Origin of the sequence: Paenibacillus lentimorbus NRRL B-30488 (assembly GCF_000411595.1) — a bacterium.
GTDB lineage: Bacteria > Bacillota > Bacilli > Bacillales > Bacillaceae > Bacillus > Bacillus velezensis.
This window is the reverse complement of record NZ_ANAT01000021.1, coordinates 148,780-162,996: the sequence shown is the minus strand read 5'-3', so window position 1 is coordinate 162,996 and position 14,217 is coordinate 148,780. Positions and strand designations below refer to the sequence as shown.

Sequence of the window (14,217 nt, the reverse complement as noted above, 5' to 3'; positions counted from 1 at the left end):
GACAGTGCTTCAAATGTTGGTTTCAAAATGGCAGGAGATCAAGTTAGGACTAAAGGAAGGGAAAACCCCTTCCTTTTTACTTGGACAGACTGAAAACAGTGCCCTTTTTCTGGCCGAAATGAATATAAAATGATGTAAATGAGCGGAAGGTGTCTGTAAGTAATCATTGTAAAAGAAATAACTATGTCCTATACGAACTGTAAAATCTCCCGTTTTTGTTTATACACTCCAAGCTTGGGTGAGAAATTCTTAAAATCGTAATTTGTCTTGAGAATTAGTAGCGGATTTCTTTAATTGACGCATCCAAATAAAATGTCGGATCAAATAAAAAGCAGTTATAAGGGCAATCATTAATAAAATCCATATTGATGAGAAAGAAAGGATAATCAAAAAGCTGATAATAAGCATTAATGATAAACTCTTTGAGAACTTACCAGGTAGCAGTTTATATGCAGACAAAATACCGCAAATCGCATTACTAATAAAGAAAGCATTTGCTATGCCGACAATTTGTTCAACATTAATGAAGTTTATAAATAAAAGAATAAAAACGATAGCATGAATTAATGTTAATAAGCCTAGGGCTCCAATTGGTATGTTTGTTTTGGAGCGGAAAGAAATCAAGGTTATTTTTTATTCTCTGAGGCTATTAGACGTGATACTCCGCCAGTAACCAATAAATATGTGCTCATACATAATATTGTTGTGATGAAAGCCATTGTTGGTGAAGCAAACGTTCCAAGCAATGGAATTAAAATAATCGTTAATGTGTGTGCCTGATGTAAATTAATCCATTGATAAGAAGCAGCTACAACGATACAAACCGTTGTGATGACCACTGAGCTTATTACTATTGCTTGGGGAATCGTTCTTTTTCTATTTTTGACATCCAAACTATAATTCCCTATAATTTCCTAACCTACTAGAGCCCAAAAAAGTAATAGAATACTATAACCAAAATCATCAAGATGAAATGGTGTTTTAATAAAAGCTTTATCCCTCATAAAGGGGATTGAACTAATTCCTCCACTTAACAATACTACTGTGGCAATTGTGGAGAACATAAATGACACTTTTCCTATAGAAGAGATATTCAATAATAGAACGAATAAACAAATCATCATCAGAATGATTCCATATGTCTCTAGTGGCCAACCATTACTTTTGAACAAAGCCTTTAGATATTGACTGGCTGTCATGAGAACGGCAACTGGCCCCACACTGCCCGCAATAATAAAAAATACAGAAGTTAATTGTTTTATATGTTGTCCAAATGCAAGTTCGACTGTATGCGCAACACCAGATTCATTCGGAAATAAAACACTCAATTTTCCAAACAATGAAGCAAATAGAAAACTAATGATCATCATCATAAACCATGCTAATATGGCATAATCTCCAGTCTTACCATAAATGATTGGTGGAAGCAATATAATTCCCGATCCTAAGATAGGACCAACAATTAATCCGCTTAAAAGTACGGGGCCGAGTTTTCTTTCTCTCACTTTACATTCCATCCTTTCCTAAACGTGTTTTACGATCATATTCCAATTGTAAGTTGTTTCCTTTCATCGGTAAAATAGATATATATGAACTTTTCCATCGGAATTAGTGATGTTCAAAGGGGGAGACATGATGGAAATACGGCACTTAAAAACATTTATAACAATTGTGGAAAAGGGAGGATTTACAAAGGCAGCTGAATATTTGGGTTATGCCCAATCGACCATAACTTCACATATTAAAGATATTGAGCAAGAAATAGGAAAACCGTTATTTAATCGTTTTGGGAAGAAAATGCTGTTAACTGAAGCGGGGGAACTTTTGTTTCCTTATGCAAACGAAATGATCAGGATTTCCGAAAAAGTAAAACAAATACAATCAAACGATGAACCGATCGGTACTCTCGTTATTGGTGCTCCGGAATCTTTAACGGTTTACCGTTTACCTCCAATTATTCACGAATTCAAAAAGCTCTTTCCTAAAGTGAAAATAACATTAAAATCATCGACATGCTGGGAATTAAAAAATGATCTCCGAAATGGGAAGGTGGATTTAGCGTTTCTTTTGGGGTACGAACAAGAGGAAGCTGATTTATATATAGAAAAACTGATAACTGAGCCAATGATATTGATATTCCCTGAACATCATCAGTTAAAAAATATTCCATTTGATGATTTTTATCTTTCATCTGATGAAGTGATTTTATATACAGAACATGGGTGCAGCTACCGTACTTACTTTGAAGAGTATATGAAACACCAAGGACTGGTTTCGGAGAATACCTTTGAATTCTGGAGTGTTGAGGCAATTAAGCAGTGTGTGATGTGCGGATTAGGAATTTCGTTATTACCGTTGATCACTGTACAAAAAGAGTTGAAAGAAAACAAATTAAGTGGATTGATTTTGGATGAAACACGTATTTTAACGCAGGTGGCTTATCATAAAAAAAGATGGCATTCCTTAGCGATGGCTGAATTTATAAATATCGTAAAAAAATATGCGGACTTATGGGAAAGAACTCAGACTTTATAGTCGGTGCAAAAAGAGGAAGGGATGAGACCCCTTCCTTAAAACCTTTAATTCCTCTAATTTCATTGTAAGATATATTCCTTTTTTGAAATGGGTATCCAAATTTCACTTTTAAAAGATGGCGATGTTACATCCTTATGCTCGTTCCACAGGGTTTCTGGGCCTTCAATTTGTTCATAATGTGACGATGGAAACCATTCGGAATAAATCCGCCCCCATACTTCCTGCAGTGCATCCGGAAATGATCCGGCTGCTTCGAATACAGCCCACGTTGAGGCAGGGACTCCAAGCTGTGATAGGTGATTTGGGCAATGTTTCGTTGTGGCTGCGCCAATATAGTGATCAAGCTCACCGTTTTCCTCTGTCCGGCCTTCAGAAAAGTTCGTGGATGCACTAATGAGTCCTACAGGCGCTGCATTAGAAAGCTCTTTTAGTTGATTGATTGCTGCTTTATCTAAACTTTCCCACATCGATGCAATGTCAGGATTCACGCCTTTGAACAAAATAGGGACTCTTTTTAATGCCGACGATGCGAAATTTATTATGCAATAGTTCACTCTATTTCTGCTTTCAATTTTTCGAACCACTCTAAATTAACCAAGTGATGTGAACGGGAATTTTCATTCATACGGCGAAAGTAATTGATTGTGCCGGGAATTTCTTGAGTGATGGACAGGTATTCATCAAGGAGCTCGATTCGAGTTTTAGTCTGATCAATTTGTGATTGGATCAGATCCAGTAATTTATTTTTGTCGATTTCATCGGCAAAGAGTAACGCCCCATAAAATTGCAGGTTCACATATTCCGATTTGGTGCCGTATTTGATCATTAATTTTTCAAATTCTGCCCTTCCCGAATCTGTGACTTTAAAGTTACGGATTTCACGCCCGCTGGTTGAGGGTTTCCGCTGAATCTGTTCAATCAAACACTTTTCTTCAAGTTGCTGCAGATTGTAATAAAATGAACCTTTCGTGAAGTTAACAATGTATTTGTAATGACGTTTTTCCATTAAGGCCAGAAGTTCATAGCCGTGAGCTCCGGGGTTTTGGATGAGCAAGCCAAGGATAAGTAAGGGAATTATGGTTTCATCACCTTCGCCATCCGCGCCTCAAATTCCGCGTACGTGATTTCACCCGAAGCCAAATCCATACTATGAAGGTAAATCTGTTCTGTTTTAGAATAGTCACCCTTCACTTTCAGTGATTGCTCCTCTCCCGAAATGGGTTTCAGGATATGGTGCTTTTTCGAAAAAGCCTCGAAATAGCGGTAACCGAATTTACGTTGTGAAGCTGCGTCTAAATGAATGCCATCAGGATTCGCAGTCAAACCTGCTGCAGTAACAAAATAACAATTCTGTTGTTCATTAGCAAAACGCAGCAATTGTTCATTAACCTGTCGAAATTCAGTCGCGTGCTGTCCAAAACCGGTCTTCCCAAGAAAGTCACCAAGCCCTCCAATAATCAACGGTAAATCATCAAGTTTCAACTCGTTTCTTAGCGTCTCGATGATAAGAGTTAATTTCTCGTAATAAGTTTCATGCAGCGAACGATAACTGTCACTCTCACCTTGGTGCCAAAGGATTCCGCAAATTTGACTGGAACGGAGGGCGAAGCGGGCTTCGGACAAAGCATGCTGAAAAAGGATGCCTTCCGGATGCCAGTCATTCAATGAACTGCCGCCTTCCGCACACGGGATTAAGCCAATTTCTTCATCGGGATGAGCTTTTGACCATGCATCTGCAAAAGATGCCGCCAGGCCAACGCCGGAAACCGGACGGTCATAATTAATCGGCTCTGTCATCATCTGCCACTGTCCATTGCGCAGCATTTTAATTTTTTCATTATAGATAGGGTCTACTTCATTCAAAAATCCACGGCCCGCCATATTCGACTGCCCCAACATTAAAAAAGACTTTATCATCTGATTTTTCACTTCTTTACATCAATATTTTAGTCTAATTAGACTATAGTCAATTCAGCTTGTCTTGTAAAGTTTTAATAAGGTTTTATTATGATGTATGAAAAGCGTTCCTGTGGCAGACACTCGACCTGCCTATAGATAAAAACTTAGGGTATGCCTGGATAGTTCCTTATGGAGGAAAGGCTCAATTCCAGCTAGGATACAAAGGGTACATACAGCTTGCTTTGCGAACAGGCCAATATAAGTCCATCACTTGTATACCGATTCATGAAGGCGAATTGCAGAAGTGGAATCCGCTGATTGAGGAGGTCGAGATTGATTTTGAAAAGCGTGCATTCAGACGTAGTGATTGGTTATGGAGCTTATTTTGAGTTGATAAATGGTTTCCGAAAAACAGTGTACTGGACAAAGGTACAAGTGGAGAAACACAAAAAGAAACTCAGTAAATCTGATTTGGATGGAAAAATGACTGGGATGCGATGACTCTTAAGACTGTATAAAAAGCAGGTTTGAGTAAGTGGGGAATTCTTTCTAAAAAGCAGTTATTAATGAAGCAGACAATTCAGAAATTATCGATTCCGAGCCTTCGAGCAAAGAAAATACAGAAAACCAAGCGCGCGAGAAGCCGATCCTTTGATGGCAAGCCTGTTCAAGCTTCAACTTTTATTCGAATGGTTCAAGATACGCCAACGATTTTAAGAGTTGCGCTGACTAAGGATCAAAAGTCTGTTCCATCAATTAGCACAGCTAACTTAAGCACAAAAGAAGTAATTGCTGAAGTTAACATTACCTCTGACACACTTGAAAACAACATCGAACAAGAAGTCGCATACAGATGCGACTTCTATTAATTTCTAATTAATAGAAAGTAACCTTAAGAAAAAATTTAAGGACTTGCAGCCCTATAGCCGTATAAACAAATTTAATCGCTCATAACATGTCATCAAACTTAGCCTATTCAATATGGATTCCAATTTAGGAGTTTAAGATCCATTGATGTGCTCATAAATATCTTTCACATCTACCGGACAGTGGGCGAGTAAAATACGTCACTATGCATATGCTGTATTTTTTCCCAGTTGGCGGGATTAGTTGTATCAGGAGAGCGGTGCTCCACAATGGCCTGATATAGGGCGGTTTTTTGTTCCAAATGGGCAATGTGCTGTTTGGCTTCTTCGAGCTGAGCGAGTGCTTCTTCTTTATGCTCCATCATGAGTGTGTACCGTTGTGGGATGGTCGAATCTCCTTCGAGACAGAGATTCACGTACGTTTTAATGTCTTCAATCGGCATTCCGGATTGCCTGAGGCATTTGACGCCAAACAGCCAGTTGATTGATTCTTCATCGAACAAACGGATATTGTTTTTATTGCGCTGTACGCTCGGCACCAGGCCTTTATCCGTGTAAAAGCGCACCGCATGCTCAGTGAGTCCGGTTATCATCGCTGCTTCTTTGACTGTATGCATGTGTAATCCTCCTTTAAAAATTTTTAAAAAAGTGCTTGCCTTCGTGTTGCACGAAGGTAATAAGCTTATTATAACGCAAACCAGCCGCAGCGGAATTCATTCTGCAGTGCCCGATTTTCGGGATGCGTGCCGTTTGTCGTTCTACATTTGAACAATAGGAGGAATTACAATGCAAACCGTAACATTAAACAACGGAGTGAAAATGCCAATTATCGGCTTCGGTGTATACCAAGTCCCCGATGCTCAAGAATGTGAAAACGCAGTATATGAAGCACTGATGGCCGGTTATCGCCTGATTGACACTGCTTCCGGTTACCTAAATGAGGAGGCAGTCGGACGTGCAATCAAGCGGAGCGGCGTACCGCGTGAGGAGCTGTTCATTACGACCAAGCTCTGGATTCAGGATGCCGGCTATGAAAGTGCCAAGGCGGCATTTTCCAAATCTTTAAATAAGCTGCAGCTGGATTATCTTGATTTATACCTTATTCACCAGCCATACGGCGATTACTACGGCGCTTGGCGCGCGATGGAGGATCTGTACCGCGAAGGAAAAATCAGGGCAATCGGAGTCAGCAACTTCCATCCCGACCGTCTAATGGATCTGATCATGCATAATGAAATCGTGCCAGCCGTCAATCAAGTCGAAACGCATCCATTCTGCCAGCAAAAAGAAAGTGCTGCTTTTATGAAAGAGCAGGGAGTTCAACACGAGTCATGGGCACCGTTCGCTGAAGGGCGCAATAACATGTTCAGCAACGGCGTGTTGACTTCCATTGCGGAAAAACACAATAAATCCGTCGCCCAGGTCGTGCTGCGTTGGCTTGTTCAGCGTGAAGTCGTTACGATTCCAAAATCGGTGCGCAAAGAACGGATTGTCGAAAACTTTGACATTTTTGATTTTGAGTTGAGCTTAGAGGATATCGAAAAGATTTCCACCCTTGATAAAGGAGAAAGTCTTTTCGGGTCGCACCGAGATCCTGAAATTGTAAAATCGATAGGCGCCATGAAATTCGATCTGTAAGCTTTGTCTAATAAAACAGTTAAGTTTAATGAACTTAAAAGGTTAATTCCATGGATTACACAGAGGATATTGATACGAAAACTTAGGGAATTAGAACCTTATCGGGTATGAAAATTATTAGAAAATGCCAAGTTTGTTCATAAGGAAGGGTTAATGCTAAAAAGACTGCGTGCAGCTTACATTATTAACGGAAGAACAATGTGATGAGATGGTTAAACCAGAAAATCCGAAACCTAATATTTGAATCTTTTAAGATAAAAACTAGTTACTAATCAGTAACTAGTTTTTCTTTTTTCCACCGTTGAAAATCACCTCAGTAGGACAAACTTCAGGATGATAGCCATTAGCTGTAAGGTTATCAACCGAGGAACAAGGGATCAAACATCGGCAGCCAGATCGAGGTCAGCATAAAGAAAGCAGGGACTGAAGTATGCCTGGGAAGGATTTTCTGAGGAGTTTTTAGAGCGTCCGGCGTTGAATCGTTTGAGAGAGGACGCAAGTTAAGGACTTATAAGTCAAGTCATTTGATACCAAAATGCAGTAACGAATGAGAAAAATGATTTTCATAACTGTCGCATCTCTTTTTCTATATTCTGACTTTATTGAATGTGAGTCACCGGTGGATATTATGCCGGCTGAAGTGATTTCCGTTTCATCTATTGAAATAAGGCTTAATGAAAATGACAAATTAATAATACCTGCTGATTTGATTATTATTCCTATACGGTTGCGCTCTGGAGAAGATGAATAACTGGAAATGAGTGAGAATTTGATGGTTGTCTCCTTAAAAGGCGGGCAATCATTTTTTATTCTCGATAAAATTTAATGATAATAATCCTGAAAAAATAAATAATTGTAAAGACCTAATCTATGCTATAGAATAACTATAATATTTTGAAAATTTCATCCGAGGTGGGTTATGAAAACTATTGGTCTTATTGGCGGAATGAGTTGGGAATCTTCAGCTGAGTATTATCGAATTATCAATGAAGAAATAAAAAAGAAGTTAGGAGGGCTTCACTCGGCAAAATGCCTTTTATACAGTGTTGATTTTAAGGAAATTGAACATTATCAATCCGTAGGGGCTTGGGATAAAGCAGGTGAAGCTTTAGGTCAAGTTGCAAGATCATTAGAAAAAGCAGGTGCAGATTTTATTGTAATATGTACAAATACTATGCATAAAGTTCTTGGATATATCCAAGAAATGATCACTATACCTATTTTGCATATTGCCGATGCAACTGCAGAACAAATTATTAGACAAGACATTCGCTCAATAGGATTGCTTGGTACTAAATATACGATGGAACAAGATTTTTATAAATCGCGTGTTGCGTCTCATGATATTAATGTCATTGTTCCTAATGATGAGGAAAGGGAATTAATAAATAATATTATTTATCAAGAACTGTGTCTGGGTGAAATTAAACAGTCTTCCAAAAACATTTATAAGAAGATCATAAATAATTTGGTGGATAGAGGAGCAGAAGGAATCATTCTTGGATGCACTGAAATTGGACTATTAGTAAAGGCAGAGGATTCAAAAGTGCCATTATTTGATACGACTTTAATCCATGCTCAAAAAGCAGTAAATAAATCGCTTTCGATTTCTTCTTAGAATGATTATTTCTTATATTTTAAAACCGCTCTTTAGGAGCGATTTTCTCAATCAATAAATGGAGGAACGTTATACGAGTGATCTTATCATGACCCTTTCCTCAGAAATTGAATTTGATAGTATTGAAGATGACAGCGAAGTTATAGAGACCTCTCAAACCTACAAAATAGATTTTGAAAATGGCCGTATCACAAATGAATTCATCACAGGCCTTGACGCGATTAAACAGTTTGTATATTTGTCCCTTCAAACTGAGCGCTACGCATATTCTGTTCATAGTCATGATTGAAAAAGATAAAATAGAAAAAGCCGGAATGTCAGATCCGGCTTTTCGCTCACTTTCCCTTCTTCTTCCGCTTCTCCTTCTCCGCCCGATAAAACTCATGGAACATCTTCATCAGCGCGCGTTTTTCAATCCGGGACACATAGCTCCTTGAAATGCCGAGCTCTTTCGCGATCTCGCGCTGCGTTTTTCTTTTTTAAATCAAGCCCGAAGCGGCCGACGATGACTTCTTTTTCGCGGTCGTCTAAAATATCAATATATTTTTTGACCTTTTCAAGTTCCATGTTGAGCTGAATGGTGTCGATCACATCTTCGCTTTCCGACTTGAGAACATCAATCAGGCTTATTTCATTCCCTTCTTTATCCTGGCCGATCGGGTCATGAAGGGAGACGTCTTTTTTCGTTTTTTTCAATGCGCGCAGATGCATTAAAATCTCATTCTCAATACATCGTGCGGCATATGTGGCAAGCTTCGTGCCTTTTCCGGCTGAGTAGCTTTCAATTCCTTTGATCAGCCCGATTGTACCGATGGAGATCAGATCTTCTGCGTCTTCTCCCGTGTTTTCGAATTTTTTTACAATATGGGCGACTAAACGGAGATTATGTTCGATCAGCATATTGCGGGCGTGTTCATCTCCTTCGGCCATAAGGTCTAAGTATTTTTTCTCCTCACTATTTGAGAGCGGTTGTGGAAAGGCATTATTTTTCACGTATGATACTAAAAACACGAGTTCTTTCACAATAAACCCGAGCGCTGCAAAAACACCTGTCACCATCCTCACCTCCACAAAGTTATGTAGGCAAAAGCCTATATGTAACTGTATGTGGCAGTCAGGCTGTTTGTGTCTGTACAGGGAAATTAATCAAAGGCAGGTTTTATTTCTTACAGCCTCTTGATTTTTTATGATTGAGCCTGTATATTGTTAAAAAAAGTAAGGGTGAAAAGAATATAACGAAAAGCGCTGAAGAGACGAGTAGACAGATATCATTCATGACAGAGAGCTCCGGGAGCTGTGAAGGAGTATGAATGGATGTGTTGAAACAAACCTCTTAGCTTCGCATCGGAATCATGAAAAACGAGGATGATGCGGCGGATACTCCTGTTACCGAGTAAGCTTTGTACCCGGCTTAGGCCGGCACCAAACCGAATTGAGGTGGCATAGCGGGCTGTTTCCCGTCCTCAAGACTTTATTGTCTTGAGGGCGTTTTTTATTTCTAAGGGAGGGATAAGATGAAAAACCGGAAGTCTTGGCTGTACCCGATGCTTCTGTTAACCGGAATCGGGATAGCAAATATTGGTGAATGGATCTATTTTTTGTCTCTTAATCTTATTGTCTTAAAAGAAACGGGGTCTGCTTTTGCGGTTTCCATCCTTTATTTAATCAGGCCTGCGGCTGTTTTGATGACAAATGGGTGGGCGGGCAGCATCATCGACCGGTGTAACAAACGAAATATGATGATGTCGCTTGATTTCATCAGGGCTGCATTCATTGCCGTTCTGCCGCTGATGTTTACTGTACGGTCTTTATTTTCCATTTATTGTATCGTTTTTTTGATTCAAATGGCCAATGCGATGTTTCGTCCGTGTTCCATGGCGTATGTGACGATGCTTATTCCGGCTGAAAGGAGAAAACGATTCAATTCACTAAGGGCTTTGTCGGAATCAGGGGCTTTTCTCCTCGGGCCGGCTGCGGCCGGGCTGCTTTTTATCGCCGGCACGCCGATTTTTGCGATTTGGGTGAATGCGGCGGCTTTAGTGCTGTCCGGTTTCATTACGATGATGCTGCCGAACCTTGAAAATGAGCCCCACGTACATTCTCCCGCACAGAAGCTTTCTTTGGCAGTGTACAAAGAAGATTGGAAGCTCGTCTATCGCTTCAGCCGCACGGCGCGAAACGTCATGATCATTTATTTTTATTCAGTCTGGTCATGACCGTTATGCCATCCGCGCTTGATTCGCTTGAAGCCGCTTTTGCAAAAGAGGTTCTTCAGCTGACTGATGCCGATTACGGTTTTCTCGTCAGTGTCTCAGGGGCAGGCATTATTGCGGGGGCGCTTGTCAATGTGTTCTTTAATAAAAAATGCCGGCTTCTTTATTGATGGGAATGGGCTCTTTATTCACAGCGGCCGGATATATGATTTATGCGTTTTCTGACGTTTTTTGGACGGCTGCTTTCGGATTTTTCCTTCTCGCTTTTTTTCTGGCGTTTGCCAATACAGGCTTTCTGACGTTTTATCAAAAGAATGTTCCGGTGGACATCATGGGGAGAGTGGGGAGCTTTTATTCATTAGTCGAAGCCGTCTTCATTATAGTGGTAACGGCGGTTTTCGGAGCGGCGGCTGTCAGTTCTTCCGTCCGCGGCATCGTCATCGCAGGGGCTGCTGTTATGCTGGCGTTGGCAGCCGTTTTATGCTCGTTCTTATTTGCGGCCTCAAAAAGGAGGACTCCCGATGTATTTCAAGCGGATCAATGTAAACAAACATAAAGAGACGGCCGTTTCATTTCGTGAGGATTCGTTTTTCGTCAGCTTTGGCACGGCGGATCATTTTAATAAGGATGAATATCTCAGGTGGCTGTCATCCCAAATCAAATACTCACCCGACAATTTTAAGCTGCTTCTTCATAACGGGCAGCCGATCGGACAGCTTGAAGCTTCCATCAAATTTTACCGCAGCCAAAAAACCGGTTATATGCACCTTTACTATATGACTGAGCAGCAGAGGGGAAGGGGGTGCGGAACAAAACTGTATCAATACGCGAATCAGTTTTTCAGAGCGAACGGTGTTTCGGAATATCACCTGAGAGTTTCGCCGGGCAATGAAGCGGCTCTGTCATTTTACAGAAAGAAAAACATGGAAGTGATCGGTTCAGAATGTAACGGAAAAGTTCTCAGAATGAGAGGAGCCGTACCGCCGGAATAGGGGGCGGTACGCGCTTCATTTTTTCGTTGTTTTTAAAAGGCCGGGAAACTTCTTATAAATGACCGCCATTAAGACGAGCATATACATTCCGTAAATCCCGAAAGACAGCAGTTTGTTGCTTGTAAATGAAGCGCCTGCGACGGTCACGATCACAATGTTCGGAATTTTGCCGAGCACCGACGCAGAAAAAAAGATCGGCCATCGGATATTACTCAGCCCGCAGACGGTATTCATGGCAAGCGACGGTATAATCGGAATCAGCCGCCCGAAAAGCACCGCCGTAAACGCGTGCTGATGAAATGAATCTTCATATTGGGCCGCTGCCGGGTAAGCCAGCAGCTTTTTTCTGGCCCAGTCTCTGAATCCGTACCGGACGAGAAAAAACAATGCCATTGTTCCGAGCATCGCGCCTGACAATGTAATCCACACCCCGTTTACAATCCCGAAAACCGCTCCGTTTAAGGCCGCGATAATGGCGAATGGAACAATCGGAAAAAATACGTCAGCTGCGACCAGAAGGATACTCATAAGCACGGCGTACATGCCGCCCGCGCGAATCATGCTGAGCCAGACGTCTTTTTGCATAAAGCCGATCATCACGACAGCAATGATGACGGCAAGACTGAATCCCTTTTTTATCATCTGCACGTTCACCTCTTGTCAATTAGTATACAGCACAAATCTATCTCCTTCTATTAAAATAAGCTGTCCGATAAGCGTATTTGATTTATCAGCATTTGCCGTTTGATGAGAAACGGCTGGCACCCGGGTTTGGACAAAAACAAGCGGGAAGCGGGATGTACATCATTTGATGCAGAGAATGATTTTTTATAAAAGGGGACACGTTAACAGTAGTGTTTACTGGAGGTGTAAACGTTGAGATGCTTTCATCTGATCATCATGATATGCGTCCTCACGAGTCTCACTGCCGTGTCCGCCGATGCGAAATCTTTAAAAAGAAGTGACATGGAGAAGACGGGAAACGTGTACTGGGATATAAGGTCTGAAAAAAGAAGCTATCTTTAACCTTCGATGACGGCCCCCATCCTGTCTATACGGAGGCTGTGTTAGACGTGCTGAAACAGCACAATGTTAAAGCAACCTTTTTTGTATCGGGAGCCGTATAGACAAATACCCCATAACGGCAAAACGCATCGTTGAAGAAGGACATGAAATCGGCAACCATACGATGAACCATGTTTATTTTCACCGTTTAAAACGCAAAGACATTTTACAAGAGCTTCACAGCTCCGCGCATCATATCAGATCGCTGCAGCCGGAAGGGGACAAGTTATTCCGCCCGCCGGGAGGGTCGCTGAATCAGACGGCTTTCAAAAGCATCTTAAAAGAGGGCTATCATATCATCATGTGGTCATGGAACCAAGATCCGAGGGACTGGAAAAGGCCCGGAAAAGGAAAAATTGTCAGGCACGTTGTTTCACATGCCAGAGATGGAGATATCGTTCTTCTGCATGACGGCGGAGGAAACCGGCGCCAGACGGTTGAGGCTTTGAAAGAAATCATTCCCCAGCTGAAAAAGCAGGGCTACACGTTTGTTAAGGTTTCGGATTTGATCGGACAGGATTCCGGTCCTTTTCATATCCAGTAAAGAGAGCGCCGCGTTGAAAGCCGCCAAAGAGATGTGTACCATAGGAGGTAAGGTTTGGAGGGAGAGAAAATGAAATTTGCTGTTCTTTTTATTACGATAACCTGTCTGTTATCAGGATGCGCTGCGGGCAAAGAAAAAAGTGTTGTCACGTTCGGCGACAGCAATACGCGCGGTTCCAACTGGGATTATCGTGATTATCCGAAGGCGCAGCAGTGGGTAAACATTTTAAAAACAGCGGAACGCGGCCGTCTTACGGTTATAAATGCGGGAATAGGCGGCCAGACGACTGAGGATGCGCGCCTGCGCTTTCAAAGCGATGTGCTGGAGCGTAAGCCCCAATATTTATTTATCATGTTCGGAACAAATGATGCGGGCATTTTGACGGGAGATCAGCCGCGAGTATCAAAGAAACGGTTTAAAGAAAACCTGACTTATTTCATAAACGAAAGCAGAAATCACGGCATAAAGCCGATTTTAATGACGTGCATCCCGGTTATAGAAGGAAACGGAACGCATCATCTCTATTACTATTCGAGATATAAAGCCTCAGCCTTTAAAGAAAAAGGCGGCGCGAGAAAATGGCATAATTCCTATAACGGCGTTACGAGGCAGGTTGCAGCTGAGTTGAAAGTGCCGCTGGTGGATAACTGGAAACACTTTATACGCGCGGACGGCGGTAAAGATACAGACCGGGCGCTGATCCAATCCGGACTGATAGATCCCTCCGGAAATCATATGACGCCAAAAGGCGCCAGAATCTTAATTGAAGGCATAAAAAATGGGCGGGTTTTGGAACGCTGACGCCGTCAGCTGCCTAAACCGTTTTGCTTCTGCTTCATAGGCTGTA

Annotated in this window: 10 protein-coding genes and 10 pseudogenes; 13 read left to right on the top strand and 7 right to left on the bottom strand. The window is 41.5% G+C overall.

Annotated features, from left to right (window positions below):
- Positions 1-249: 249 nt before the first annotated feature.
- Positions 250-1,517, bottom strand: a pseudogene (locus tag D368_RS12555) (APC family permease).
- A 118-nt stretch (positions 1,518-1,635) separates the two neighbouring features.
- Here D368_RS12555 and D368_RS12550 point away from each other — a divergent pair.
- Entirely contained in the window at positions 1,636-2,535 is a 900-nt protein-coding gene (locus tag D368_RS12550; protein ID WP_063636719.1) for a LysR family transcriptional regulator, read from the top strand.
- A 59-nt stretch (positions 2,536-2,594) separates the two neighbouring features.
- On the opposite strand, the pseudogene D368_RS12545 reads toward D368_RS12550, so the two are convergent.
- The 3 genes and pseudogenes from D368_RS12545 to D368_RS12535 all read right to left on the bottom strand — a co-directional run.
- Positions 2,595-3,069, bottom strand: a pseudogene (locus D368_RS12545) (GyrI-like domain-containing protein); the annotation flags it as partial.
- A 16-nt stretch (positions 3,070-3,085) separates the two neighbouring features.
- Complete coding sequence (locus D368_RS12540; protein WP_101562294.1) at positions 3,086-3,613, bottom strand: PadR family transcriptional regulator; 528 nt, start codon at positions 3,611-3,613, stop codon at positions 3,086-3,088.
- On the bottom strand, positions 3,610-4,452 hold the full coding sequence (locus D368_RS12535) for a sialate O-acetylesterase (protein ID WP_101562293.1): 843 nt from the start codon (positions 4,450-4,452) through the stop codon (positions 3,610-3,612). The genes D368_RS12540 and D368_RS12535 overlap by 4 nt, the downstream gene beginning before the upstream one ends.
- A 104-nt stretch (positions 4,453-4,556) precedes the next feature.
- Between D368_RS12535 and D368_RS12530 the strand changes: the two are divergent.
- A pseudogene (locus D368_RS12530) lies at positions 4,557-5,102 on the top strand (recombinase RecT); the annotation flags it as partial.
- Positions 5,097-5,276, top strand: a pseudogene (locus D368_RS12525) (phage major capsid protein); the annotation flags it as partial. The pseudogenes D368_RS12530 and D368_RS12525, both read left to right, overlap by 6 nt.
- A 197-nt stretch (positions 5,277-5,473) precedes the next feature.
- Here the strand turns inward: D368_RS12525 and D368_RS12520 are convergent.
- Positions 5,474-5,917 carry a MerR family transcriptional regulator gene (locus D368_RS12520; protein ID WP_071391590.1) on the bottom strand — a complete coding sequence of 148 codons (444 nt, stop codon included), beginning with the start codon at positions 5,915-5,917 and terminating at the stop codon, positions 5,474-5,476.
- Positions 5,918-6,086: 169 nt separating this feature from the next.
- On the opposite strand from D368_RS12520, the gene D368_RS12515 reads away from it, so the two are divergent.
- The 6 genes and pseudogenes from D368_RS12515 to D368_RS12495 all read left to right on the top strand — a co-directional run.
- Positions 6,087-6,938 (top strand): aldo/keto reductase, encoded by an 852-nt coding sequence (locus tag D368_RS12515; protein WP_070082139.1) that lies wholly within the window; start codon positions 6,087-6,089, stop codon positions 6,936-6,938.
- Between the two features lie 3 nt (positions 6,939-6,941).
- Positions 6,942-7,049, top strand: a complete 108-nt coding sequence (locus D368_RS12510; protein ID WP_082181728.1) for a winged helix-turn-helix transcriptional regulator — start codon at positions 6,942-6,944, stop codon at positions 7,047-7,049.
- A gap of 272 nt (positions 7,050-7,321) precedes the next feature.
- Positions 7,322-7,439: pseudogene (locus D368_RS20165) on the top strand (hypothetical protein); the annotation flags it as partial.
- Positions 7,440-7,494: 55 nt separating this feature from the next.
- Positions 7,495-7,764, top strand: a pseudogene (locus D368_RS12505) (DUF2577 family protein).
- Between the two features lie 93 nt (positions 7,765-7,857).
- The gene (locus D368_RS12500) at positions 7,858-8,556 is read left to right on the top strand and encodes an aspartate/glutamate racemase family protein (RefSeq protein WP_071391591.1); all 699 of its coding nucleotides are present in this window, start codon (positions 7,858-7,860) and stop codon (positions 8,554-8,556) included.
- Between the two features lie 88 nt (positions 8,557-8,644).
- Positions 8,645-8,842: pseudogene (locus tag D368_RS12495) on the top strand (DUF2634 domain-containing protein); the annotation flags it as partial.
- A 49-nt stretch (positions 8,843-8,891) separates the two neighbouring features.
- Here D368_RS12495 and sigK read toward each other — a convergent pair.
- A pseudogene (sigK, locus tag D368_RS12490) lies at positions 8,892-9,615 on the bottom strand (RNA polymerase sporulation sigma factor SigK).
- A 455-nt stretch (positions 9,616-10,070) separates the two neighbouring features.
- On the opposite strand from sigK, the pseudogene D368_RS12485 reads away from it, so the two are divergent.
- Together D368_RS12485 and D368_RS12480 are read left to right on the top strand one after the other, a co-directional pair.
- Positions 10,071-11,325: pseudogene (locus tag D368_RS12485) on the top strand (MFS transporter).
- Positions 11,291-11,761, top strand: a complete 471-nt coding sequence (locus tag D368_RS12480) for a GNAT family N-acetyltransferase (RefSeq protein WP_015417861.1) — start codon at positions 11,291-11,293, stop codon at positions 11,759-11,761. The pseudogene D368_RS12485 and the gene D368_RS12480 overlap by 35 nt, the downstream one beginning before the upstream one ends.
- A 15-nt stretch (positions 11,762-11,776) precedes the next feature.
- Here the strand turns inward: D368_RS12480 and D368_RS12475 are convergent, their stop codons facing one another.
- Positions 11,777-12,403 (bottom strand): TVP38/TMEM64 family protein, encoded by a 627-nt coding sequence (locus D368_RS12475; protein WP_012118035.1) that lies wholly within the window; start codon positions 12,401-12,403, stop codon positions 11,777-11,779.
- A gap of 234 nt (positions 12,404-12,637) precedes the next feature.
- Between D368_RS12475 and D368_RS12470 the strand changes: the two are divergent.
- Positions 12,638-13,370, top strand: a pseudogene (locus D368_RS12470) (polysaccharide deacetylase family protein).
- 69 nt (positions 13,371-13,439) lie between these two features.
- Positions 13,440-14,171 (top strand): SGNH/GDSL hydrolase family protein, encoded by a 732-nt coding sequence (locus D368_RS12465; protein ID WP_101563110.1) that lies wholly within the window; start codon positions 13,440-13,442, stop codon positions 14,169-14,171.
- The last annotated feature ends 46 nt before the right edge of the window (positions 14,172-14,217 follow it).

What these genes read in the sequence shown, in the direction of transcription:
- D368_RS12550 (WP_063636719.1), top strand. Translation starts at nt 1,636, where the DNA reads ATGGAAATACGGCACTTAAAAACATTTATAACAATTGTGGAAAAGGGA.
- D368_RS12535 (WP_101562293.1), bottom strand. Translation starts at nt 4,452, where the DNA reads ATGATAAAGTCTTTTTTAATGTTGGGGCAGTCGAATATGGCGGGCCGT.
- D368_RS12520 (WP_071391590.1), bottom strand. Translation starts at nt 5,917, where the DNA reads ATGCATACAGTCAAAGAAGCAGCGATGATAACCGGACTCACTGAGCAT.
- D368_RS12515 (WP_070082139.1), top strand. Translation starts at nt 6,087, where the DNA reads ATGCAAACCGTAACATTAAACAACGGAGTGAAAATGCCAATTATCGGC.
- D368_RS12500 (WP_071391591.1), top strand. Translation starts at nt 7,858, where the DNA reads ATGAAAACTATTGGTCTTATTGGCGGAATGAGTTGGGAATCTTCAGCT.
- D368_RS12480 (WP_015417861.1), top strand. Translation starts at nt 11,291, where the DNA reads ATGTATTTCAAGCGGATCAATGTAAACAAACATAAAGAGACGGCCGTT.
- D368_RS12475 (WP_012118035.1), bottom strand. Translation starts at nt 12,403, where the DNA reads ATGATAAAAAAGGGATTCAGTCTTGCCGTCATCATTGCTGTCGTGATG.
- D368_RS12465 (WP_101563110.1), top strand. Translation starts at nt 13,440, where the DNA reads ATGAAATTTGCTGTTCTTTTTATTACGATAACCTGTCTGTTATCAGGA.